Annotated in this window: 20 protein-coding genes; 4 read left to right on the top strand and 16 right to left on the bottom strand. The window is 69.1% G+C overall.

Annotated features, from left to right (window positions below; translation table 11 throughout):
* Positions 1-127 precede the first annotated feature (127 nt).
* From ABI214_RS20010 to ABI214_RS19980, 7 genes are read right to left on the bottom strand one after another with little or no spacing between them, the layout of a single operon-like run.
* Positions 128-781, bottom strand: a complete 654-nt coding sequence (locus tag ABI214_RS20010) for a CoA transferase subunit B (RefSeq protein WP_348604236.1) — start codon at positions 779-781, stop codon at positions 128-130.
* Positions 778-1,524, bottom strand: coding sequence for a CoA transferase subunit A (locus ABI214_RS20005; RefSeq protein ID WP_348604235.1), 747 nt, complete (start codon positions 1,522-1,524; stop codon positions 778-780). The genes ABI214_RS20010 and ABI214_RS20005 overlap by 4 nt, the downstream gene beginning before the upstream one ends.
* Positions 1,525-2,382: an HpcH/HpaI aldolase/citrate lyase family protein gene (locus tag ABI214_RS20000; RefSeq protein WP_348604234.1), complete on the bottom strand. Its 858-nt coding sequence runs from the start codon at positions 2,380-2,382 to the stop codon at positions 1,525-1,527. It lies immediately after the preceding gene.
* Positions 2,379-2,846, bottom strand: a complete 468-nt coding sequence (locus ABI214_RS19995; RefSeq protein WP_280758848.1) for a MaoC family dehydratase — start codon at positions 2,844-2,846, stop codon at positions 2,379-2,381. The genes ABI214_RS20000 and ABI214_RS19995 overlap by 4 nt, the downstream gene beginning before the upstream one ends.
* A gap of 2 nt (positions 2,847-2,848) precedes the next feature.
* On the bottom strand, positions 2,849-4,018 hold the full coding sequence (locus ABI214_RS19990) for an acyl-CoA dehydrogenase family protein (protein ID WP_348604233.1): 1,170 nt from the start codon (positions 4,016-4,018) through the stop codon (positions 2,849-2,851).
* The gene (locus tag ABI214_RS19985; RefSeq protein ID WP_348604232.1) at positions 4,015-6,048 is read right to left on the bottom strand and encodes an acetyl/propionyl/methylcrotonyl-CoA carboxylase subunit alpha; all 2,034 of its coding nucleotides are present in this window, start codon (positions 6,046-6,048) and stop codon (positions 4,015-4,017) included. The genes ABI214_RS19990 and ABI214_RS19985 overlap by 4 nt, the downstream gene beginning before the upstream one ends.
* Before the next feature lie 7 nt (positions 6,049-6,055).
* Positions 6,056-7,600 (bottom strand): carboxyl transferase domain-containing protein, encoded by a 1,545-nt coding sequence (locus ABI214_RS19980; RefSeq protein WP_348604231.1) that lies wholly within the window; start codon positions 7,598-7,600, stop codon positions 6,056-6,058.
* A 145-nt stretch (positions 7,601-7,745) separates the two neighbouring features.
* Here ABI214_RS19980 and ABI214_RS19975 point away from each other — a divergent pair, with 145 nt between their 5' ends.
* The 3 genes from ABI214_RS19975 to ABI214_RS19965 all read left to right on the top strand — a co-directional run bounded on the left by ABI214_RS19975 (position 7,746) and on the right by ABI214_RS19965 (position 11,420).
* Positions 7,746-8,375 carry an SACE_7040 family transcriptional regulator gene (locus ABI214_RS19975; RefSeq protein ID WP_348604230.1) on the top strand — a complete coding sequence of 210 codons (630 nt, stop codon included), beginning with the start codon at positions 7,746-7,748 and terminating at the stop codon, positions 8,373-8,375.
* A 74-nt stretch (positions 8,376-8,449) separates the two neighbouring features.
* The gene (locus ABI214_RS19970) at positions 8,450-9,721 is read left to right on the top strand and encodes an inorganic phosphate transporter (RefSeq protein WP_348604229.1); all 1,272 of its coding nucleotides are present in this window, start codon (positions 8,450-8,452) and stop codon (positions 9,719-9,721) included.
* A 7-nt stretch (positions 9,722-9,728) separates the two neighbouring features.
* On the top strand, positions 9,729-11,420 hold the full coding sequence (locus ABI214_RS19965; RefSeq protein ID WP_348604228.1) for a SulP family inorganic anion transporter: 1,692 nt from the start codon (positions 9,729-9,731) through the stop codon (positions 11,418-11,420).
* Here ABI214_RS19965 and ABI214_RS19960 read toward each other — a convergent pair.
* The 4 genes from ABI214_RS19960 to ABI214_RS19945 form a co-directional block, all read right to left on the bottom strand.
* Complete coding sequence (locus tag ABI214_RS19960; RefSeq protein WP_348604227.1) at positions 11,369-12,736, bottom strand: diacylglycerol/lipid kinase family protein; 1,368 nt, start codon at positions 12,734-12,736, stop codon at positions 11,369-11,371. The genes ABI214_RS19965 and ABI214_RS19960 overlap by 52 nt on opposite strands.
* Positions 12,733-12,996, bottom strand: a complete 264-nt coding sequence (locus tag ABI214_RS19955; RefSeq protein ID WP_348604226.1) for a GlsB/YeaQ/YmgE family stress response membrane protein — start codon at positions 12,994-12,996, stop codon at positions 12,733-12,735. The genes ABI214_RS19960 and ABI214_RS19955 overlap by 4 nt, the downstream gene beginning before the upstream one ends.
* A 117-nt stretch (positions 12,997-13,113) precedes the next feature.
* Positions 13,114-14,226, bottom strand: coding sequence for an NDMA-dependent alcohol dehydrogenase (locus ABI214_RS19950; protein WP_348604225.1), 1,113 nt, complete (start codon positions 14,224-14,226; stop codon positions 13,114-13,116).
* A 38-nt stretch (positions 14,227-14,264) separates the two neighbouring features.
* Positions 14,265-15,764, bottom strand: a complete 1,500-nt coding sequence (locus ABI214_RS19945) for an aldehyde dehydrogenase family protein (protein ID WP_348604224.1) — start codon at positions 15,762-15,764, stop codon at positions 14,265-14,267.
* 340 nt (positions 15,765-16,104) lie between these two features.
* On the opposite strand from ABI214_RS19945, the gene ABI214_RS19940 reads away from it, so the two are divergent.
* Positions 16,105-16,608, top strand: a complete 504-nt coding sequence (locus ABI214_RS19940) for a hypothetical protein (RefSeq protein ID WP_348604223.1) — start codon at positions 16,105-16,107, stop codon at positions 16,606-16,608.
* A 130-nt stretch (positions 16,609-16,738) separates the two neighbouring features.
* Here the strand turns inward: ABI214_RS19940 and ABI214_RS19935 are convergent, their stop codons facing one another.
* The 5 genes from ABI214_RS19935 to ABI214_RS19915 all read right to left on the bottom strand — a co-directional run bounded on the left by ABI214_RS19935 (position 16,739) and on the right by ABI214_RS19915 (position 22,935).
* A complete protein-coding gene (locus ABI214_RS19935; protein ID WP_348611812.1) occupies positions 16,739-18,376 on the bottom strand; it encodes a sigma-54-dependent Fis family transcriptional regulator in 1,638 nt (545 codons plus the stop codon).
* Between the two features lie 18 nt (positions 18,377-18,394).
* On the bottom strand, positions 18,395-20,050 hold the full coding sequence (locus ABI214_RS19930) for an AMP-binding protein (protein ID WP_348604222.1): 1,656 nt from the start codon (positions 20,048-20,050) through the stop codon (positions 18,395-18,397).
* 160 nt (positions 20,051-20,210) lie between these two features.
* Positions 20,211-21,533 carry an MFS transporter gene (locus ABI214_RS19925; protein ID WP_348604221.1) on the bottom strand — a complete coding sequence of 441 codons (1,323 nt, stop codon included), beginning with the start codon at positions 21,531-21,533 and terminating at the stop codon, positions 20,211-20,213.
* A gap of 116 nt (positions 21,534-21,649) precedes the next feature.
* Positions 21,650-22,309, bottom strand: coding sequence for a YoaK family protein (locus ABI214_RS19920; protein WP_348604220.1), 660 nt, complete (start codon positions 22,307-22,309; stop codon positions 21,650-21,652).
* 71 nt (positions 22,310-22,380) lie between these two features.
* Positions 22,381-22,935, bottom strand: coding sequence for a hypothetical protein (locus ABI214_RS19915; RefSeq protein WP_348604219.1), 555 nt, complete (start codon positions 22,933-22,935; stop codon positions 22,381-22,383).
* Positions 22,936-22,955 lie beyond the last annotated feature (20 nt).

Below are 22,955 nucleotides of genomic sequence, written 5' to 3'. Positions count from 1 at the left end.
GAGACACTGAGCGCAACAACGCTCAGCACGATTATCGGAGCCGGGAGAATCCGGGATCGAAAGCGAGAAGCGGTGTAATCCTCGACCGATTCCGGCTTCCACGACAGTTCAAGATGGTGCCGGCATGTCAGGCCGCCGACGCGTCCTTCAAGTCGACGGTCAGCTCGGTGCCGGTTGCCGCCTGCACCTGCTCGACCGTGACGTCGGGTGCGAGTTCGCGCAGCACCAACCCGGTGTCGGTGACATCGATGACGGCGAGGTTGGTGATGATGCGCTGCACCACCGCCCGACCGGTCAACGGCAACGAGCACCGCTCGACGATCTTCGCGCCACCATCGCGGTCCGTGTGCTCCATGACCACGATCACCCGGCGGGCACCGTGCACCAGATCCATCGCTCCGCCCATACCCTTGACCATCTTGCCCGGCACCATCCAGTTGGCCAGGTCCCCGGTCTTCGAGACCTGCATGCCACCGAGCACCGCGGTGTCGATGTGCCCACCACGGATCATCCCGAACGACAACGCCGAATCGAAGAACGCCGCACCCGGATTCACCGTCACGGTCTCCTTGCCCGCGTTGATCAGGTCCGGATCGACCGCATCCTCGCTCGGGTACGGGCCGGTGCCCAGGATCCCGTTCTCCGAATGCAGCACCACCTTCACGCCCTCGGGCAGGTAGTTCGGGATCAACGTCGGCAGCCCGATCCCCAGGTTCACGTACTCGCCGTCGACCATCTCCGCCGCGGCGCGTGCGGCCATCTGCTCACGTGACCAGCTCATGCCGACACCGTCCGCTTCTCGATTCGCTTGTCCTGCAGACCCGTATGCACCACCCGCTGGACGAACACGCCCGGCAGATGCACCTGCGCGGGATCGAGCTCGCCCGGCTCCACCAGCTTCTCGACCTGAGCGATCGTGATCCGGCCGGCCATCGCTGCCAGCGGGTTGAAGTTCATCGCGGTCTTGTTGAACACCAGATTGCCCTCGGTGTCACCGATCTCGGCGTGCACCAGCGCGAAGTCCGCGACGATCGACTCCTCGAGCACGAACGTCTTGCCACCGAACTCACGGGTCTCCTTCGCCGGCGACGCGACCGCCACCGAGCCGTCCGCGTTGTAGCGCCACGGCAGCCCACCCTCCGACACCGGGGTGCCGACACCGGCCGGCGTGTAGAACGCCGGGATCCCCGCGCCACCGGCACGCATCCGCTCGGCCAACGTGCCCTGCGGCGTCAGCTCCACCTCGAGCTCCCCCGACAGGTACTGCCGCGCGAACTCCTTGTTCTCACCCACATACGACGCAGTGACCCGACGGATCTGACCGGCCGACAACAGGATTCCCAGACCCCACCCGTCGACGCCGCAGTTGTTCGAGAACACCTCGAGGTCGGTCACACCCCGCTCCCCCAACGCACCGATCAGCTCGGTCGGGATTCCGCACAACCCGAAACCACCGACCGTCAGCGACGATCCGTCGACGATGTCCGCGACGGCCTCGGCCGCCGAACTCCAGAGCTTGCTCATCTACTCACGCTCCTCGCTGTGGGCGCCGCTGCGCCGCACGATCTCCTCGGCGTGCCGAAGTACCGGGGCATCCACCATGCGGCCGTCGAACGCGAACACACCGCGCTCCCGGGTCGCCGCAGCGAGAACCCGCTCGGCCCAACCCAACTGCTCCGCGGTGGGGGCATACGCCCGCCGGATGACGTCGATCTGACTCGGGTGGATCGCGACCTTGGCGTCGAAGCCGACCGCGACGGCGTCCTCGCACTCCTCACCCAGTCCGGCCAGGTCCGGGATGTCGAGGAACACCGAGTCGAGCGCGAACCTGCCGTGCGCCTTCGCGGCGAGCAGCGCGGTCGACCGGACGTGCCGGGCGACGTCCCGATAGCTGCCGTCGGCGCGACGGCTCGACGCTCCGCCGAGGGCGGCGACGAGGTCCTCGGCGCCCCACATGACCCCGACCGCGTTCTCGGCGCGGACCGCCTGCTCGATCGCCAGCGCGCCGAGCGGTGACTCGACGAGCGCGATCACCGACAGCGGCGCGAGATCGAGGACCTGGTCCACGGATTCGCACTTGGGCAGCATCACTGCGGTGTAGGGCGTGCGGTCCAGCGCCGCGCAGTCGAGCGCGTAGTCGTCGGTGCCGTGCGCGTTCACCCGCACCACCGTCCGGTCCGGGTCCAACGGGACGTCGACCAGGGCCCGGCGCGCCGCCTCCTTGTCCGCCGGGGCAACGCCGTCCTCGAGGTCGAGGATGACCACGTCGGCGGCGGCCGCGGCCTTCGCGAAGCGCTCGGGCCGGTCGGCCGGACAGAACAGCCAGGCGGGCCCGGGAAGCGTTCCCGCCCAGATGCTCTCGGTGTTCGACGCGCCGCTCATGCCGGCTTCTTCCGCACGAGGGTCTTGCGAACGGCGGTTGCCACGACGTCGCCGTGCTGGTTGCGGCCGGTGTGTTCGAAGGTCACGATGCCCTCCCCCGGCCGACTGCGGGACTCGCGCAGGTCGGTGACGACGGTCTCGGCGTACAACGTGTCACCGTGGAACAGCGGCTTGGGGAACGCGATCTCAGAGAAGCCGAGGTTCGCCACGATGGTCCCCTGCGTCAGTTGTGCCACGGACAGCCCGACGAGGGTGGACAGCGTGAACATCGAGTTCACCAGGCGCTCACCGAACTGCGTCTCGGCCGCGAACGCGGCGTCGAGGTGCAGTGCCTGGGTGTTCATCGTGAGCGTCGTGAACAGGACGTTGTCGGCCTCGGTGATGGTGCGCCCGGGCCGGTGCGCGTACACCACCCCGGTCTCGAACTCCTCGAACCACAGCCCGCGCTGGACGATCTTGCGCATCGTCACACCGACACCCCCAGTTCCCGCGCGATCAGCATCAACTGGACCTCGGTGGTGCCCTCGCCGACCTCGAGGATCTTGCTGTCGCGGTAGTGGCGGGCCACCGGGTACTCGTTCATGAAACCGTATCCACCGAAGATCTGCGTGGCATCGCGCGCATTGTCCATCGCGGCCTCGCTGGCGACGAGCTTCGCGATCGACGCCTGCTTCTTGAACGGCTTGCCCGACAACATCAGTGCGGCGGCGTCGTAGTACGCGGTCCGCGCGACGTGAGCGCGGGCCTCCATGCGCGCGATCTTGAACTCGATGGCCTGGTTGGCGCCGATCGGGCGTCCGAACGCCTCGCGTTCCTTCGCGTAGCGGACGCTCTCGTCGACGCAGCCCTGCGCGGCGCCGACCGACAGCGCCGCGATCGCGATGCGCCCCTCGTCGAGGATGCGCAGGAAGTTCGCGTAGCCGCGTCCGCGCTCGCCGAGCAGGTTGGCCTCGGGCACCCGCACGTCCTGGAACGTCAGCGGGTGGGTGTCGGAGGCGTTCCAGCCGACCTTGTTGTAGGCCGGCTCGGCGGTGAAGCCGGGGGTCGACGTCGGCACCAGGATCGTGGAGATCTCCTTCTTGCCGTTCTCCTTGACACCGGTGACGGCCGTGACGGTGACGAGCTTGGTGATGTTCGTGCCGGAGTTGGTGATGAACTGCTTGTTGCCGTTAATGACCCACTGGTGATCCTCCAGTTTCGCGGTGGTGCGGGTGCCGCCGGCGTCGCTGCCGGCGCCGGGCTCCGTGAGACCGAACGCCGCCAACGACTTTCCGCTCGTGAGCTGCGGCAGCCACTCCTGCTTCTGCTCCTCGTTGCCGAAGCGGTACACCGGCATCGCGCCGAGCGAGACGCCGGCCTCGAGGGTGATCGCGACGGACTGGTCGACCTTGCCGAGCTCCTCGAGCGCGAGGCACAGCGCGAAGTAGTCACCGCCCATGCCGCCGTACTCCTCGGGGAACGGCAGGCCGAACAGACCCATGTCGGCCATGCCGTCGACCACCTCGTACGGGAAGGTGTGGTTGGCGTCGTGCTCGGCGGACACCGGCGCGACCACGCTCTGTGCGAAGTCCCGGACAGTCTTCGCGAGCTGCTGGTACTCGTCGGGCAGAGATGCGGTGGACAGGTAGTCGGTCATGACGCGGCATCCTTCGTATCGAGTTCGGGAGAGGATTCGGATTCGCTTGCGGGAGAGACCCGTGCGAGGGGTTGATCGACCTTGACCTGGTCGCCGGCGGCGACGAGGACCTCGACGGTCCCGTCGATCGGCGCGGTGAGCGTGTGCTCCATCTTCATGGCCTCGACCACCACGACGGCGGTCCCGGCGGTCACCGCGTCACCCGAGGACACGGCCACCGCGATGACCGTGCCGGGCATGGGGCTGGTCAGCTCGGCCTCGCCGGCATGCGCGTCGGCGCCGCGAACGCTCGCCTCACGCAACTGCGAGACGATCCACGTGCCCCCGTCGCCGGCGAGCCACACGGTGCCGTCGTCTTCCGCGAGGCGGTAGGTCGTGCTGCAGCCGTCGAGCACGACGGTGAGGGCGTCGCCGTCGAGTCGGGCGGCGAGTGTGTGGTTCTCGCGGTCCTCGATCCGCACGGCGGCATCCTCCGGGCTGCCGGAGATCAGCACGTGTTCGGTGCGCTCGCCCGTTCGCAGGCGCAGCGACAGCGGATGGGCACCCCCGACGCGCCACCCGGTCGGGGCGTCCCACGGATCGGCACCGGTCCGAGTTCCGTTGGACCACAGCGTGAGCCAGTGGTACGCGGCGGCCGCGAACAGGATCTCGTCACCGGTGTCGGGCGCGTGGAACTCGGAGACCCGGCGGTCCAGCAGTCCGGTGTCGAGGCGTCCGGCACGGACATCCTCGTCGGCGAGGAGGAACCGGAGGAAGTCGACGTTGGTGACCACACCGAGCACCGCGGTGTCCGCCAGCGCGCGGTCGAGACGACGCAGCGCCTCGGCGCGGTCGTCGCCGTGCGCGATCACCTTCGCCAGCATCGGGTCATAGTCGCTGCCGACGACGGTGCCGTCGTGCAGGCCGGAGTCGACCCGCACGCCCGGGCCGTCCGGTTCCGCCAGACCCAGCACCGTGCCGCCGGTGGGCAGGAACCCGCGGGCGGCATCCTCCGCGTACACGCGGGCCTCGATCGCGTGGCCGGTGAGCGTGATGTCGTCCTGGGCGAAGCCGAGCGGCTCCCCGGTGGCGATCCGGACCTGCCACTCGACGAGGTCGAGTCCCGTCACCGTCTCGGTGACCGGGTGCTCCACCTGCAGGCGGGTGTTCATCTCCATGAAGAAGAACTCGTCGGGCCGGTCGGCGGACACGATGAACTCCACGGTGCCCGCGCCGGTGTAGTCGACGCTGCGGGCGGTGGCGCACGCGGCGGCGCCGATCCGGGCCCGGGTCGCGGGGTCGAGCAGCGGGGACGGCGCCTCCTCGATCACCTTCTGGTGCCGGCGCTGCAGGCTGCACTCGCGCTCGCCGAGATGCACGACGTTGCCGTGCCCGTCGGCGAGGATCTGCACCTCGATGTGCCGGGGCCGCAGCACGAACCGCTCCAGGAAGAGCGTGTCGTCGCCGAACGCGGACGCGGCCTCGCGGCGCGCGCTGACCAACGCGCCCGGCAGATCCGCGGCGTCCTCGACCAACCGCATGCCCTTGCCGCCGCCACCGGCGGACGGCTTGACGAGCACCGGGTAGCCGATGTCGTCGGCCGCGGCGATCAGGTCGGCGTCGGACAGCCCCGGCTTCGCGATGCCCGGCACCACCGGCACGTCGAACGCGGCTACCGCGTTCTTCGCGGTGATCTTGTCGCCCATCACCTCGATGGCCCGCGCGGACGGGCCGAGGAACGCGATGCCCGCGGCCGCGCACGCGGCAGCGAACGCCGTGTTCTCGGAGAGGAACCCGTAGCCGGGGTGGATCGCCTGCGCGCCCGTGCGCTTCGCGGCGTCGAGGACCCGGTCGATGTCGAGGTAGCTCTCGCGGGCGGCGGCGGGCCCGATCAGCACCGCGGTGTCGGCCTCGCGGACGTGCCGCGCACCGGCGTCGGCCTCGCTGTAGACCGCGACCGAGCGGATGCCCATGCTGCGCAGCGTGCGGATGACACGGACCGCGATCTCGCCGCGGTTGGCCACCAGAACGGTATCGAACTGTGTAGTCATCTGGCCCTCACATCCGGAAGACGCCGTAGGAGACCGGCTCGAGCGGCGCGTTCGCGCACGCCGACAGGGCCAGTCCGACAACGGTTCTGGTGTCGGCGGGGTCGATCACACCGTCGTCCCACAGCCGAGCGGTCGAGTAGTACGGATTGCCCTGCGCCTCGTACTGCGCGCGGATCGCATCGGGATCCTTCCCGGACCCCACCGCGCCGAGCACCGACGCCGCCTGTTCGCCACCCATGACGGAGATGCGCGCGTTGGGCCACATCCACAGGAACCGCGGCGAGTAGGCGCGGCCGCACATCGAGTAGTTGCCCGCACCGTACGAGCCGCCGATCACCACGGTCAGCTTCGGCACCCGGGCGCACGCCACGGCGGTGACCATCTTGGCGCCGTGCTTGGCGATGCCGCCGGCCTCGTACTCGCGGCCGACCATGAAGCCGGTGATGTTCTGCAGGAACAGCAGCGGGATGCTGCGCTTGTCGCACAGTTCGATGAAGTGCGCGCCCTTCATCGCCGACTCGGCGAACAGCACGCCGTTGTTGGCGACGATCCCGACCGGGTGCCCGTGGATGCGGGCGAACCCGGTGACCAGGGTCTTGCCGTACTCGGCCTTGAACTCCTGGAACTCACCCCCGTCGACCATGCGGCCGATCACCTCGCGCACGTCGTACGGGATGCGCGGGTCGGTCGGGACGACGTCGTACAGCTCGCTCTGGTCCGCGACCGGCGCGACCGTCTCGGCCACGTCCCACGGCCGGGGTGCGCGCGGGCCGAACGTCGACACGATGTTCCGGACGATGCGCAGCGCGTCGCGATCGTCCTCGGCGAGATGATCGGTGACGCCCGAGACCTTCGAGTGCAGGTCGCCGCCACCGAGTTCCTCGGCCGTGACGATCTCTCCGGTCGCCGCCTTCACCAGCGGCGGGCCACCGAGGAAGATCGTGCCCTGGTTGCGCACGATCACGGCCTCGTCGCTCATCGCCGGCACGTACGCGCCGCCCGCGGTGCACGATCCGAGGACTGCGGCGATCTGCGGAATCCCCTTGGCGCTCATGGTCGCCTGGTTGTAGAAGATGCGCCCGAAATGCTCCCGGTCCGGGAACACCTCGTCCTGCATCGGCAGGAACGCACCACCCGAGTCGACGAGGTAGAGGCACGGCAGGTTGTTCTGCAGCGCGATCTCCTGCGCCCGCAGGTGCTTCTTGACCGTCATCGGGTAGTAGGTGCCGCCCTTGACGGTGGCGTCGTTCGCGACGATCACGCACTCGCGGCCCGACACCCGGCCGATGCCGCCGATCACCCCGGCGCCGGGGCACTCGTCGTCGTACATACCGTTCGCCGCGAGCGGGGCCAGGTCGAGGAACGGGCTGCCAGGGTCGAGCAGCGCGTTCACGCGGTCACGTGGCAGCAGCTTGCCGCGGGCCACGTGGCGCTCACGCGAGCGTTCGCTGCCACCGCGGGCCGCGACGGCGAGTCGCTCGCGCAGCTCAGCCACCAGTTCGAGGTGTTGTTCCCGATTCGCAGATTGCGGCGGGGTTCGGAGGGTTGTCACGTCACCGTCCTCCCGTGGAGGTTCACGATACTCTGAGTTGAGTTAATTCTGACTAACTGAAATCTAGGTTATCCGTGATTAACTGAGTTGTCCAGATCACATCGATGACGACGTTGTCCAGAGATCAATGCGTAGGGAACTTGACATGACCGACCTCGGGCCCGACACGGGCGAACAGGCACTCGACGGCCGGTCTGCCAGCCGTCGCAGCCGCGCGAAGGCCGACCGGCGGCGCGAACTGCTGCGGGCGGCGGCTCGCCTCGTCGCCGAGCGCGGCTTCTCCGGAGTGCGCCTCGAGGACCTCGGCGCTGCGGTGGGCATCAGCGGCCCGGCCGTCTACCGGCACTTCCCCAACAAGGACGCCCTGCTGATCGAGTTGCTCACCGACATCAGCCGCCGGCTCTTCGAGGGCGGGACCGCGGTCGTCGCCGAGGCCCGCACCGCGCCGGAGGCCCTGTCCGGACTGATCGAATTCCACCTCGACTTCGTGCTGACCGAGCCGGATCTGATCCGGGTCCAGGACCGCGAACTCGGGTCGCTGCCGGAATCCGACCGCAGGCTGGTTCGCCAGTACCAGCGGCGCTACGTGGAGGCCTGGGTGGAGATCCTGCGCCAGGTCGATCCGGAGCTCGACGAGGTGGAGGCACGGGTGAAGGCGCACGCGACGTTCGGCCTGCTCAACTCGACCCCGCACAGCGCGAACCGGACGTCGCCGACCCGCACCCGGGACGTGCTGCGACGGATGACGACCGCGGCGCTGGCCGCCGGGGTGTGACCGACCCGAGCGGACCGCGAATGTCGTGCTGATTCAGCCCCCTTCGACGCCCGCTGGGAGGCACACTCGATGATGTGCCCACGGACTTCGTCGTCCTCGTGCTCGTGGTGGTGACCGCCCTGGCGTTCGACTTCACCAACGGGTTTCACGACACCGGCAATGCGATGGCCACCTCGATCGCGACCGGCGCCCTCGGCCCGCGCACGGCCGTGGCGCTCTCGGCGGTCCTCAATCTGATCGGCGCGTTCCTCTCGGTCTCCGTCGCGGCCACCGTGGCCCGCGGCATCGTGAACCTCGGATCCGCACACGGCGAGGCGTTGCTCGTCATCGTGTTCGCAGGGCTGGCCGGCGGGATCCTGTGGAACCTGACGACCTGGCTCGTCGCTATGCCGTCGAGTTCGTCCCATGCACTGTTCGGTGGCTTGATCGGCGCATCGCTCGCCGCACTCGGCACCAGCGGCGTCGAGTGGGGCGGCGTCCTCGGCAAGATCGTCCTACCCGCCCTGATCTCACCGGTCGTCGCCGCGCTCGTTTCGACCGTCGGCACCCGGGCGATCTTCCGGATAACGGCGACCGTGCCGGAGCGAACTGCGGAGTCCGGATTCCGGTGGGGTCAGATCGGATCAGCCTCACTGGTGTCCCTCGCGCACGGCACGAACGATGCCCAGAAGACCATGGGGGTGATCTTCCTGGCGCTCGTCGCCTACGGTTCCGTGTCCCCGGACGGCGAGATGCCGGTATGGGTGAAGATCGCCTGCGCGCTGGCGATCGCACTCGGGACCTGGTTCGGCGGCTGGCGGGTGATCCGCACCCTCGGAAAGGGTCTGGTGGACATCTCCGCCCGGCAGGGCGTCGCCGCCGAATCGGCCTCGGCGGCCATCATCCTGACATCCAGCCACCTCGGGCTGCCGCTCTCGACCACCCACGTGGCGACCGGTTCGATCCTCGGCAGCGGCCTCGGGCGCGGTGGCGCCGAGGTCCGTTGGCAGGTTGCTCGCCGGATGGCGATCGCGTGGGTCGTCACGCTGCCCGCCGCCGCTGTCGTCGGCGCCGCGTGCTGGGCGCTCGCGAACCTGATCGGCGGAGCCGTCGGCGTCGGGACGGTGTTCGCCATCCTGGTCGCGATGTCGAGCGCGATGTGGTTCCGATCACGGCGCACGCCGGTGGACGCCGACAACGTCAACGCCTCCTGGCCCGACGCCGCGGAGGGCGAGCCCGTCGAACCTCCCGTGCCGGCCACGACGCGGGAGCCGTCGGCGTCGATCGACCCGACGCCACTCGACCTGCCGGGCAAGGACATCGGGCCGTCCCCGTTCGGCAGACGCACCAGCGGGCCGGTGCGATAATTCTCGGATGTCCTGGACGGGACGTCTCGCCCACCTGCCGGGTATCGCGACGGCGCTGCACTACCGTCGGGAATGGCTGCGCTCGGACCTCACCGCGGGACTGGTGCTCACCGCGCTCCTCATCCCGGCCGGCATGGGCTACGCCGAGGCCGCGGGGCTTCCCGCGTATGCGGGGCTGTACGCCACGATCGTCCCGTTGCTGGCCTACGCCCTGGTCGGCCCGTCGAGAATCCTTGTCCTCGGACCGGACTCGTCGCTCGCCCCGCTCATCGCCGCCGCCGTGCTGCCGTTGGCGGCGGGCGGCGCACCCGATCGCGCCCTCACCCTCGCGGGTGTCCTCGCCGTGCTCGTCGGAATCATCCTGATCGTCGGCGGGTTCCTCCGCCTCGGCTTCGTGATGGAGTTGCTGTCCAAGCCGATTCGGCTCGGGTACCTGAACGCGATCGCGCTCATCGTCGTGGTCGGGGAGCTTCCGAAACTGCTCGGTTTGTCGGTCGACGAATCGGGGTTGCTGCGCGAGATCGCCGCGATCGTCCGCTCGATCGTCGCCGGTGACGTCGACCCCGTCGCGACGGCCGTGGGCGTCGGCGCGCTGGTCGTGATCGTCGCGGGCCGGGTCATGCACTGGCACATTCCGGGGGTGTTGGTGGCGGTGGTCGGGGCGACCGCCCTGAGCGCCGCGCTGAGCCTCGACGACCGCATCGGCATGGTCGGGGCCCTCCCCCACGGGCTCCCGGCACCGTCGTTCAGCGGGGTCGGCTGGCACGACGTCACGACGCTGATCGGACCCGCAGCAGGCATAGCGCTGATCGCGTTCGCCGATACCGGTGTCCTCTCCCGCACCTTCGCGGCACGGCGCGGAGACGACGTGGACGGCAGCACCGAGATGAAGGCAGTGGGGTTCGCCAATCTCGCGGGCGGACTGTTCGGCGGCTTCCCCATCTCGGCGAGCGGGTCGCGCACCCCGGCCGCCGAACAGAGCGGCGCCCGCACGCAGTTGACCGGTGTCGTCGGCGCGGTCGCGGTATTGCTGTTCGTGCTGCTGGTGCCGGGACTCACCGCCTATCTGCCCGAAGCGGCGCTGGCGGCGGTCGTGATCGTCGCGGCGTCGGCCCTGATCGACGTCCCCGGCATGGTCGGCATGTGGCGGATGAGTCGCTCGGAAGCGGTGCTCGCGATCGCCACCTTCGCCGGTGTCGCGCTCGTGGGGGTGCTGCAGGGCATCGTCGTCGCCATCACGCTCTCCCTCATGGCGGTCGTGGCACGGGTGTGGCAGCCGTATCGCACCGAACTGGTCGAGATCCCCGGGGGCATCGGCTACCGCGATGCCCGCCGACACCCCGAGGGCCACCGGATCCCGGGGCTGGTGCTGGTGCGGTTCGATGCTCCCCTGTTCTTCGCCAACGGCGGGATCTTCGACGACTACGTCCGGGCCGTGGTCGCGAAGGCCCCGAACCGGGTCGACTGGGTCGTCATCGCCGCCGAACCGATCACCGGTCTGGACACCACCGCCGTCGACGAACTCGTCGAGCTGGATCAGTATCTCGACAGCAAGGGAATCCGCCTGGCGTTCGCGGAGATGAAGGGGCCGATCAAGGACCGACTGGTGCGATTCGGCGTGGGTGATCGATTCGGCCCGGACCGCTTCTATCCGACGTTGTCGGCGGCGGTCGACTCCTTCGGGCGTCGCGGACCGTGACCTGACAGCCCGGCCAGGGCACGCAACCGCACCCAGTCGAACGCCGGCTTCGACGTCCGCACCCCCGGCCGGTGCCGGGGAACCCGCACCCGCAAAGCTCGGGGCTCGATCGTGCAGTGCACCGGTGTCCGGACGGTCAGCGACTCGCCGTCGACGCCGACGGGGATCGCCTCCGAGGCCGCGTCCACGACGACCTCGACCGCGAGGTGTTGGGTGAGGCCCCGCTGCCGGGCGCGGTTCAGCAGTGCCACCGCCTGTCGCGTGCTGTCGACGGACAGGGTGACCACGCCGAGGTTTCCGCCGTCCAGGCTGCTACGCCGGCCCAGACCCGCAAGGTCGTTGGTGCGGTAGGGGCCGTTGCTCACCAACACCGCCTGCGGGCCCTCGACCGTGACCCCGCCGACCCGCACCACCAACCGTTCGCCGCGGTGCCCCTCGAGCAGATCGGGCAACATCCGCAGGACGGTTCGGGTCTTGTCGTTCCGGTAGGCGGGGCTCTGGACCACCTCGGCGTAGACCCCGAACGAGGCGTTGTTGACGAACGTTCGGCCGTTCAACGAACCGATATCGACACGGAGCTCGACACCGTCACGCAGCGCGTCCAGGCAGCTCGCCGGATTCTCGCGGTCGAGCCCGAGGTCCAGCGCGAAGTGGTTGCGCGTGCCCGCGCAGATCACCAGGAAAGGCACGTCGTGCTCGGCCGCGACGGCGGCGACCAGCGCCTGGGTTCCGTCCCCACCCGCCACACCGAGCAGGTCGGCTCCGCGTTCGACCGCCTCGCGGGCGAGCGCGACGACGTCGACCTCCCCCGGGCCTTCGAGCAGGGCGACCTCCGCGCCCAGTTCCTCGGCCCGGCGCTTCAAGTCGAACCGCTCGACCTTTCCGCCACCCGAGTGCGGATTCATCACGATGAACGGCTTACGGGGTGCTGCGGCGGCGTGCTCGGAGGGCTCGCCGGGACGAGCGTCGGTCAACGCGCGGCGACCGCACGCCAGCGCCACGATGTAGAGCCCGGCCGCCACGACGACGGCCCAGAGCAGATGCTCCCGCACGTAGACGACCACGACGACGATCGGGCTGAGCACCGCCACCGCCGCCGCGAACCAGCGCACCGGTCCACGACCGGTGAGGAACAGGTAGGACGCCGCGACCGCGACCACCAGGCCACCGATCGCGACCAGCAGCACGGCGACGGCCGCCACCAGCCCCGCGACGACGACGGGAAGCGCTGCCGCGCAACAGGCGGCGACCAACGCGAACCGAGCCCACCATCGGCGCGCGCCGTCGCCGCCCGCCGGCCGCCCGGCGGGCGTCACGAGCGACGACTGGTGACCGAGGTGTAGGCGATCGTCAACACGGCCGCGACGGCGATGCTGATGATCCAGCGCCACCAGTCGATGCCCGGGGTGTTGCCCTTGTTGCTGATCAGTCCCCACACCCAGTAGCCGATCAGGGCCCCGATGATGCCGATGATCACCGTGACGATCCAGCCCATCGCCTGCTTGCCGGGCACCACCAGGCGAGCGAGCACCCCGATGACCGCGCCGAAGATGATCGTGCCGATGATCTCGCCCATGAGGGGCTCCTTCCGTCCGCCCCCATCGGTGCGGAGACACCTCCGCCCTGGTTCGACGGTACGTTCTCCGTCGAACCAGGGCGGAAGATCATCCAGATCGTTGTGCGAGCGAGTCCGTCACTGCTCGTGCACGATGATTCCGCGAATGTTCTTGCCGTTACGCAGGTCCTCGTAGCCCTGATTGACGTCCTCGAGCGAGTAGCGAGTGGTGACGAGTTCGTCGAGCTTCAACTCGCCCTGGTCGTACATGCGCAGCAGTCGGACGATGTCGTACTGCGGATTGGCCGAGCCGAACAGCGTGCCCTTGATCGTCTTCTCGTTGAGCGTCAGATCGGCACCCGAGACCTGCACCGTCAGCTTGGTCGGATCGGCGAGGCCGGTGATGACGACGGTGCCGCCCTTCCCGATCACGGCCGTCGCCGCCGCGACCACCTCCTCGTCGACCGTGCCGACCAGGATCAGCGCCTGATCGGCACCCTGACCCCAGCTCAGCTCGTTCACCTTCACCGCGGCTTCCTCCGCGGTCGCGTAGGCGTGCGTGGCGCCGAACTTCAGCGCGGTCTCCCGCTTGAACGCGAGCGGATCGACCACCACCACGTAGCGGGCGCCGGCCTGCACCGCGCCCTGCACGGCGTTGATGCCGAGACCACCGATGCCGTAGATGACGACGATGTCACCGGCCCGGACTCCGCCGGCGTACACCGCGGTCCCCCACCCCGACGGGACGCCGCAGCCGACGAGGACCGCCGTCTCGAGGGGCAGCCAGTCGTCCACCTTGACGACCGAGTGCTGCGAGATCGTCGCCCGCTCGGAGAACGTGCCCAGCATGCACATGGCACCGAACTCGCTTCCGCCGGAATGGAATCGGAACGTCCCGTCGGGCATCGAGCCCTCCAGGATGGTCGCCCCCATGTCGCACAGGCTCTGTCGTCCGGTGGCGCAGTAACGGCAGGTGCCGCAGTTGGGAATGAAGCTGCACACGACGTGGTCGCCGGGCTTGACCTTGGTGACACCGGGACCGACTTCCTCGATGATGCCGGAGCCCTCGTGCCCGCCCACGATGGGATAGCGCGGCGGCAGGTCACCGTCGGTCAGGTGCAGGTCCGAGTGGCACAGTCCCGCCGCGGTGTACTTGATCAGCACCTCGCCGGGGCCGGGGCCGTCCAGGTCGAGTTCCATGATCTCGAACGGCTTTCCGGCCTCGAGCAGAACAGCGGCCTTGGTCTTCATGGGGTCTCCTTCGGAGTTCGAGAGTGCGGGCGGGGACGTCAGAGTGCGACGTTGACGGATTTGGTCTGGGTGAAGGCGTCGATGCCGGACGCGCCGAGTTCGCGCCCCCAGCCGGACTGCTTGTATCCGCCGAACGGCATCGCGGTGTCGAAGCCGTTGTACTGGTTGACCCACACCGAGCCGGCCTTCAGTCGGCGGGCGGTGCGGTGGGCCTTGGAGATGTCCCGGGTCCAGATGCCGGCGGCGAGACCGTAGATGGAATCGTTGGCCGCACCGACGATTCCCTCGTCCGCATCGAACGGCATCGCGGCGACGACGGGACCGAAGATCTCCTCCCGGACGACGCTGAACTCCGGCTTCACGTCGACCAGCACGGTCGGCTCGACGAAGTACCCGGTGTCGCCCCACCGCTTGCCGCCGGTGAGCGCGCGGGCGCCGTCGGCGAGGCCGTCGCGCAGGTACCCGGTGACCCGGTCCAACTGCTCCTGCGAGACCAGTGGTCCGAGCTCGGTCGTCGGATCGAGGCCGGGGCCGATCTTGACCCGGCTGGCCGCGTCGGCGACCGCCTCGGTGAAGCGCTCGAAGATGCTGTTCTCGACGTAGAGCCGGGTGCCGGCGACACAGCACTGGCCGTGGTTGAACAGCCACGCGTTGAGCGAACCCTGCACGGCCGCATCGAAATCCGCGTCCGCAAAGACGATGTTGGGGCTCTTGCCGCCGAGCTCGAGCGACACCTTCTTCAGGTTGCCCTTGGCGGCGTCGACGATCTTCTTGCCGACCTCGGTGGAACCGGTGAACGCGATCTTGTCGACGTCGTCGTGTGCCGACAGCGCGGCGCCGGCGTCGCCGAAGCCCGGCACGATGTTGACGACGCCCGGCGGGAACCCGGCCTCCTCGAAGATCTCGGCGAGCATGATCGCGGTGAGCGGGGTCTGCTCGGCCGGCTTGAGGATGACGGTGTTGCCCGCGGCGAGCGCCGGCGCGAGCTTCCACGACGCCATGAGCAGCGGGAAGTTCCACGGCACGATCAGCCCGCAGACCCCGACGGGCTCGCGGAGCGTGTATGCGTGGAACTCACCGCCCGGCGCGAACGGCATCGACACGTTGACGGTGCTGCCCTCGATCTTGGTGGCCCACCCGGCGTAGTACCGGAACACGTCGGCGGCCCACGCGACGTCGACCGCGGACGCGATACCGGCGGACTTGCCGTTGTCGAGCGCCTCGAGCTGACCGAACTCGGCGGCCCGCTCGGTGAGCAGGTCGCCGACCCTCCAGATCAGTCGCTCCCGCTCGTTCGGCTTCATCGACGCCCACGGCCCCTCGTCGAACGCGCGGCGGGCGGCCCGCACGGCGCGGTCGATGTCGGCGGCCTCGCCGTGCGCGACGTCGGCGAGACGATCGCCGGTCGCGGGATCGTGCGTGACGAACGTGCGACCCGATGCCGCGTCGACGAACTCACCGCCGATGTACAGCTGCTTGGTACCGGTGAGGAATTCGCGAACCCGCGGCGAAACGGCTTGCTCGGCAACGACTGTCATGCCCGAACCTCCTGCAGACGATGGTGTGATGTGCAACACAGCCATCGTGCTTCGGGCGGGTGGCCGTCAACTGTTCAAGCTTTGGACAGCGCGGGAAGGCCGGCCGCGAACAGCACGCCTGCGCCGGTCGAAGACGCGCGGCTGCCCGGAGTCATCTCGACGACGCCGGCCACCACTTGACACGCCCGAGTCGGCACCATTTAATTAGCCAGCCTGCCCTGATAAAGGCAAGGCTAACCTACTGCGTGGGGCTGCGGCGACGTCCCCGCACCACGCACGATGTCGCTCACACGCCACGCCGCCCGGTGCAGCGAGGTGTCCAAACTCGAAGGGACCCAACATGGGTGTTTCTCGCAAGCTTGCCGGCGCGGGTGTCGTTGCCGGACTGTCGGCTCTCGCTCTCGTCGCCAGCCCCGCACTTTCGTCGGCTCAGGTCACCGGTAGCGCGACCGTGACCGCGTCCGGCTCGACGATCACCACGACGGTCAGCGGTCTGAACACCACTCTGCCGTTCAACTACTGCGAGGGCTACGTGTACCGCGGCGACGCCACGATCTTCGACAGAACCACCAAGGTCGGCGAATACGCCATCACGGGCACGGACATGGCGAAGGACCGGGTTCTCACCGGCGCCTCGGGTTCGGGCACCTCGGCGGCCCTGGCCCGCGGCGAGTACTGGGTGTTCACCAAGTGCAAGGAGAACGGCGACACCGCCTACCAGGTCGTCGGTCAGCCGGTGCGGGTAGCGATCACCGAGGATACGGCTGCTGTTCCCGGGGCCGGTAGCGTCGAGGACTTCTTCCGTGACGTCCTCAACGGCGTCCTCAGCCAGTTCGGCAGCTAGTCTGCAGGTTTCGTGATCCGGGTGCGGCCGGCGGGTTTCAGCTCGCCGGCCGCACCCGGCACCGCTGGATAGTCGCCCGAATATCGACGGAGCGGGGCAACGGCGACGGACCGCCCAGCCCGCGAACGGCTCACAGGGTGATGTCGAGGGCGCGAATCCGGCTGTAGAGCGTCGTGCGACTGATCCCGAGCCGCGCCGCGGCGTGCACCTTGTTGCCCCGGCTCTCCTGAAGCGCCTCGATGATCGCGTCCCGCTCGGCCCGTTCCCGGCCGCCGAGTCGGGCCACCCGCCCGGGCGCGCGGTATTCCTCGGGAAGGTCCTCGACCCGGATCGCCGCCCCGTTCCTGTCGGGAAGGCCCGCGAGCACCGCACGCAGTTCCACCAGGTTGCCCGGCCACGTGTGCTCGGACAGCGCCGTCAGCGCGCTCGGTCCGATACGCAGTCCCTCCCGGCCGACTTCCACCGCAAGCGCGTCGGCGAGTGCGGGAAGCTCCCGGATCCGCTGCCGCAGAGCCGGAACCGTGACCTGCGTGCCGCAGCGCGCGAGCAGGTCCCGCACGGCCGGGCGGACCGCGTCGAGCGGGTCGGAGGTGAACACCGGCCGCGGTCCGTCGGCGCGGGCGGCGAGCGAGGCCAGCAGCGCGACGACGGGATCCGGGGCGAGATGGACGTGTTCGACCAGGAGGTGCTCGGATTCGGTCTCGGTGTGCGCGAGCAATCGCGCACACCAGTCCCGTTCCCCCTCAGCGACGATGTGCGCGGCATCCACGGTCACGATCGGTCCGACCGCGAACTCCCGTGCAGCCCAGCTTCGCCCACTGCCCGGCTCTCCGACGATCGCGAGAGCACCGGTGCTGGAACGCAGCTCGTGCAGCCGGGCACGCAGACGCGACGTCGCGTCCTCTGGCGTGGCCCTGCGGAGCACCGGCGGTCGGGTCTCGTCCACGTCGAGCAGGAACAGGGCGCCGCTCTCGGCGCCGGCGACCCGGTCGATGCGCAGCCCGGTGCGCCCTCCTGCGGACAGCACGAAATCCTGGCGTCGCGACTCGCCCGCGGGCACGTCGGCCGCGAGCGCGCGCAGCGCCACGTGATCGCTCGGGTCGAGCAGTTCGACCGCGGCCTTGTTGGTGAGCATGATGTCCCGGCCCATCGCGGCCACGGCGACACCACGCTGCCGGGCCGCAATCTGGAACGCGTCCACCACGCGCCGATCCGATTCCCGCGCACCCTCGAGAAGCCTGGCCTCGATGTCGCGGACCGCCCGCGCGAGGAAGGGCACGAACAGCGGATTCGCCGTCTTCCCCGTCGCGGTGATGTCGAGGATGCCCTCGATCCGGCGCGTGACCGGGTGCAGGATCGGGTGACCGTAGCAGCTGAACTGCCGAAACGACTCGAGGAAGTGTTCGTCGCGGTGGACCACGATGCCCTGGCGCACCTCGAGCGGGGTCCCGAGCGCGTTCGTGCCGTACGTCTCCTCGGAGAGCGCGACACCGGGCAGGACCCCGACACCCTCCATCGCGGCCTTCATGGCATCGGAGTCGAACACCCGTGACACGACACGACACTCACGGTCGACGAGCAGGATGCCGCATCCGGTGCCGGACAGCTGAACCCGCAGCTCGTCGAGCACCGGCCGGGCGGCCCGCAGGAGCCGCCCGGCCGAGTCCGACGGATCGAGCAGCGTCGGTTCGGGCACCCGCGCCGGGTCGATGCCACTGAGCTGTGAACGCTTCCAGGACAGTTCGATTTCCGGCCGCAAACCGTGCACCGCCACTGCTCCTTCCGGTCAGGCCCGATCGATCAGCTCGATCGACAGCTCCCGCATATCGACCTTGCGGATCTTGCCGGTGACCGTCATCGGGAACTCGTCGACCAGATGCACGTACCGCGGGATCTTGTAGTGCGCCAGCCTGCCGGTGCAGAACTCCCGCACCTTCTCCGCGTCCAACGGCCGCGCACCCTCCCGCATCCGGATCCACACCATCAACTCCTCCCCGTACTTCGCGTCGGGGACGCCGATCACCTGGGCGTCAAGGATGTCGGGATGGGTGTAGAGGAACTCCTCGATCTCGCGCGGATAGACGTTCTCGCCGCCCCGGATCACCATGTCCTTGATACGCCCGGTGATCGCGACGTAGCCGTCGGAATCCATCACACCGATGTCCCCGGTGTGCATCCAACGCGCGGAATCGATTGCCTCCGTGGTCTTCCCGGGATTCTCCCAGTATCCGAGCATAACCGAGTAGCCGCGCGTGCACAGCTCGCCCGGCTCGCCGCGCGGCACCGTCAGCCCCGTCGCCGGGTCGACGATCTTCACCTCGAGATGCGGACCGACGCGGCCGACCGTGGACACGCGCTGGTCGATGCTGTCGTCGCGGCGGGTCTGCAGCGACACCGGCGACGTCTCGGTCATGCCGTAGCAGATCGACACCTCCGCCATGCCCATCCGCTCGATGACCTGCTTCATCACCTCCACCGGGCACGGCGAGCCCGCCATGATGCCGGTGCGCAGGCTCGACAGGTCGTAGGTCTCGAACCCCGGATCCGCGAGTTCGGCGATGAACATGGTCGGCACCCCGTACAGCGACGTGCACCGCTCGGCCTGCACCGCCGCCAGGGTCGCGGCCGGGTCGAACGCCGGCCCGGGAATCACCATCGTGGCCCCGTGACTGGTGCACGCGAGGTTCCCCATCACCATGCCGAAGCAGTGGTAGAACGGCACCGGGATGCACACCCGATCCTGCTCCGTGTAGCCGCACAACTCACCCACGAAGTAGCCGTTGTTGAGGATGTTGTGGTGGCTGAGCGTCGCCCCCTTCGGAAATCCCGTTGTCCCCGAGGTGTACTGGATGTTGATCGGGTCGTCGGCCGACAGCGCGGCCTGCGCCCGCGCGAGGGCCTCACGGCCGTCCGAGAGCACCGAGCGACCGTCGGCGACCAACGCGTCCCACTCCGACGCGCCCAGCAGCAGCACGTGTTCCAGGGAAGCGCACTCCGGCCGCACCTGCTCGATCATGGCCGCATAGTCGGACGTCTTGAACGACGGCGCGGCGATCAGCATCCGGATCCCGGCCTGGTTCAGCACGTACTGCAACTCGTGGGACCGGTAGGCGGGGTTGATGTTTACCAGGATCGCGCCGATCTTCGCCGTCGCGTACTGGACCATCGTCCACTCCGCGCAGTTGGGCGCCCAGATGCCGACGCGGTCGCCCTTGACGATCCCGACGCCGAGCAGCCCGGCCGCGACCGCGTCCACGTCCGCGGCCAGTTCGCTGTAGGTCCACCGACGCCCCGAACCGCGGTCGATCAGCGCGTCGCGCCCACCGTGCGCGGCGACCGCCCGGTCGAAGTTGTCACCGATGGTGTCGCCCAGCATGGGCGCATCCCACGTTCCCGAGGTGTAGCTCGGAAGGGATCCGTGCAGCGAAGCGGTTGTGGTCATCGCGTTTTCCTCTCCAGGCGCCGACCCGGCACCCCCGGGAGCAGCCCAGCGGTGCGGGCCTCCCCAACGTACTCGCAGAGTGTGATGTAGGACATAGTCGCCGGTTCGGGGTGTCGACAACTGTTCAGAGTTCGAACACCCCGTCCCGGACGGCAGTGGATCAGAGCGCGCGGTCCTTGGTTTCGACCAGCGCCTTGGTGCACACGAAGCTGACGACGCCGAGCACGGCGAGCATCAGCCCGATCGCGAAGCTGCCGTAGGCGGAGGCCAGTGGCGCCGCGATCAGCGGCGGGACCGCGCCGCCGAGCACGCCCGCGAGGTTGTAGCCGAGCCCGGCGCCGGTGTAGCGGTAGCGGGTGTGGAACATCTCCGGCAGGAGCGCCCCGCACGGACCGTAGGCCATGCCGAAGATCGCGAGCGTGACGCACATGCCGATCACGAAGGCCGCCGCGGAGCCGGTGTCGAGCAGCGGGAACAGCACGAGCGCCCAGATCACCGCGAGGACGCAGGAGATCATGATGACCCGGCGCCGGCCGATCCGGTCGGAGTACAGCGCCGAGACGACGATGGCGCCACCGAAGACGACGGCCGAGACGATGCCGACCGAGAGCACGAACGGGCGGCTGAAGCCGAGGGTCTTGGTTCCGTAGCTGGTGAGGAACGCGGTGCCCATGTAGAAGAGCGCGAACAGCGTCGCGAGCGCACCACCGGAGAGCAGGATCTCCTTGGTCTGGTACCGCCACGCGTCAAGGAAGGGCAGTGTGCGGGGACCCGATGCGGCGTCGTCCGCCTGCTGCGCCCGGAACACCGGGGTCTCCTCGATGGCCAGACGCATGTACAGGCCGATGGCGACGAGGACGATGGAGAACACGAACGGGACCCGCCAGCCCCAGCTGAGGAACGTCTCGTTGGCGTCACCGAAGAACGCACCCGTGATGATGAACGTGCTGCTGGACAGCACGAACGCGATGGCCGGCCCCAACTGCGGGAACATCGCGTACAGGCCGCGCTTGCCCGGCGGCGCGTACTCGGCGGTGAGCAGGGTCGCGCCCGCCCACTCGCCGCCGACGGCGAAGCCCTGGCCGAAGCGGAGCAGCACGAGGATGATCGGTGCCGCGACCCCGATCGTCGCCGCGCCCGGGAGCAGGCCGATGAGGAGCGTCGAGATGCCCATCAGCAGGAGGGTCGAGACGAGGGTCTTCTTGCGACCGATCCGGTCGCCGTAGTGCCCGAACAACATCGCGCCCACGGGCCGGGCGATGAACGCCACCGCGAAGGTCGCGAACGACGCGACGGTGCCGGCGGTGGAACCGAGCGCCGGGAAGAACACCGTCGGGAAGACCAGTGCGGCAGCGGTTCCGTAGATGAAGAAGTCGTAGAACTCGATCGTCGTTCCGATACAACTCGCGATGGCCACCCTGCGCACGCTGGTGCGCGGGGAGGCAGCGATCGCGGAGTCGACCGATGGCGACACAGTCGTCATGGATCCCTCTTCTCGAGCCGTGTGCGACGCCCCGATTGGCGTCAGCGACTGCGAGGAAAGGTAGTGATCTGAGTCACGCGCCGACTACCCCCGAAAGGGGGTGAACGTGATGCCGGTCACCCTTGCCGAGGTAGGGCGGGAGGTGGTGTCCGGGCGAGGACGACTGCGAGCACCGCTCCCCACAACGCCGCCAACCACAACGCGTTCAACCCGACGAAACGGTGTGCGGTCGCTCCGAGCGCGGCGCCGACGACCATGGCCAGCCACAACAGGAAGTGCCGGACCCATCCCCACCGCTCACCACCGGTCAGCGCGGTGACCAGGCGCTGCCCCATCTTCACGAGGGTGCCGGTCATGTAGGTGAGGCTGATGCTGACTTCGCCCTCCCGCTCGAACGTGGAGTTCTCCGCCCCCATCGCGAGCACCATCAGCACGATCGAGACAGGGGTGGCACCCAGAAGGTGGGCCGCCGCGGCGAGGACGAGGAGTGTCGTGACCAGCGTCAGGACCGCCGGACGATGGTGGCGTCCGGCGGTCCGGCCGGTGAAGGATCCGGCCATCACCCCGACCACGAACAGCGCGACGATGCCGGCACCGGTCAACGCCGTCCCGACGAGCCCGTCGGCCACCGAGACCGCCAGTTTGGTGGAGTTCCCGCTCATGAAGGACACGAAGTAGCCGCCGAGCGTGATGAACCCCATCGCGTCCACGAATCCCGCCAGGGCGGAAAGGAATACCGCAACGACTGCCACGCGTCGGGGGTAGTGCAGCACCATGATTGGACGATAGTCCCGCGAGCGCCCGCCGCCGTAGCCCGGTGGCGGGCGCTCATGCGTCGGGCTGCGGGCTACTCCTCGTCGAGGCCGCAGGCGCCGCGCAGCTCGCGCGCGATTTCGCCCCACACGGTGGCGTACGACGCGATCTCGGGGGCGGCGGCCCACTCCGCTTCACCGGCCTTCACCTTCTGCAGCGCCTCAGCGAACAGGTCCTGGTAGCGCGACAGGCGCGGGACGAACGCGGAGACGTCGTCGAGTACGTCCTGTGCCTGCTTGTCGAGCGCGGCGAGCGCGTCCGCGTCGACGTCACCGCCGGCGACGAGGTTCCGCACCGGACCGTCGAGCTCGAGGAAACGCTCGTGGATCTCGGCGATCGAATCCTCGTCGATCGAGACGCGCTCGGCTTCGAGCTGATCGCCGAGTTCGGTGATGCCGGCGTCGGTGAGCGCGAACGCGCCGTCGCCAGTCTCCTCCGCCTTGCCCTGCGCGAGCAGCGCGTCGCGTGCCGCCTCGGCGGACGCGGCGGCCACCCCGAGCTGGGTGGCGAGGACGTCGGCCGTCACCTGCCCCTTCAGGCGGATCGTCTGCAGCAGTGCCAGTTCGTCGACGTTGCCCGCGAAGGCCATCGTGTACTCCTCGTGTTCTC

The organism is Prescottella soli (assembly GCF_040024445.1).
GTDB classification, from domain to species: Bacteria; Actinomycetota; Actinomycetes; order Mycobacteriales; family Mycobacteriaceae; genus Prescottella; species Prescottella soli.
This window is presented reverse-complemented; position numbering and strand designations above follow the sequence as displayed.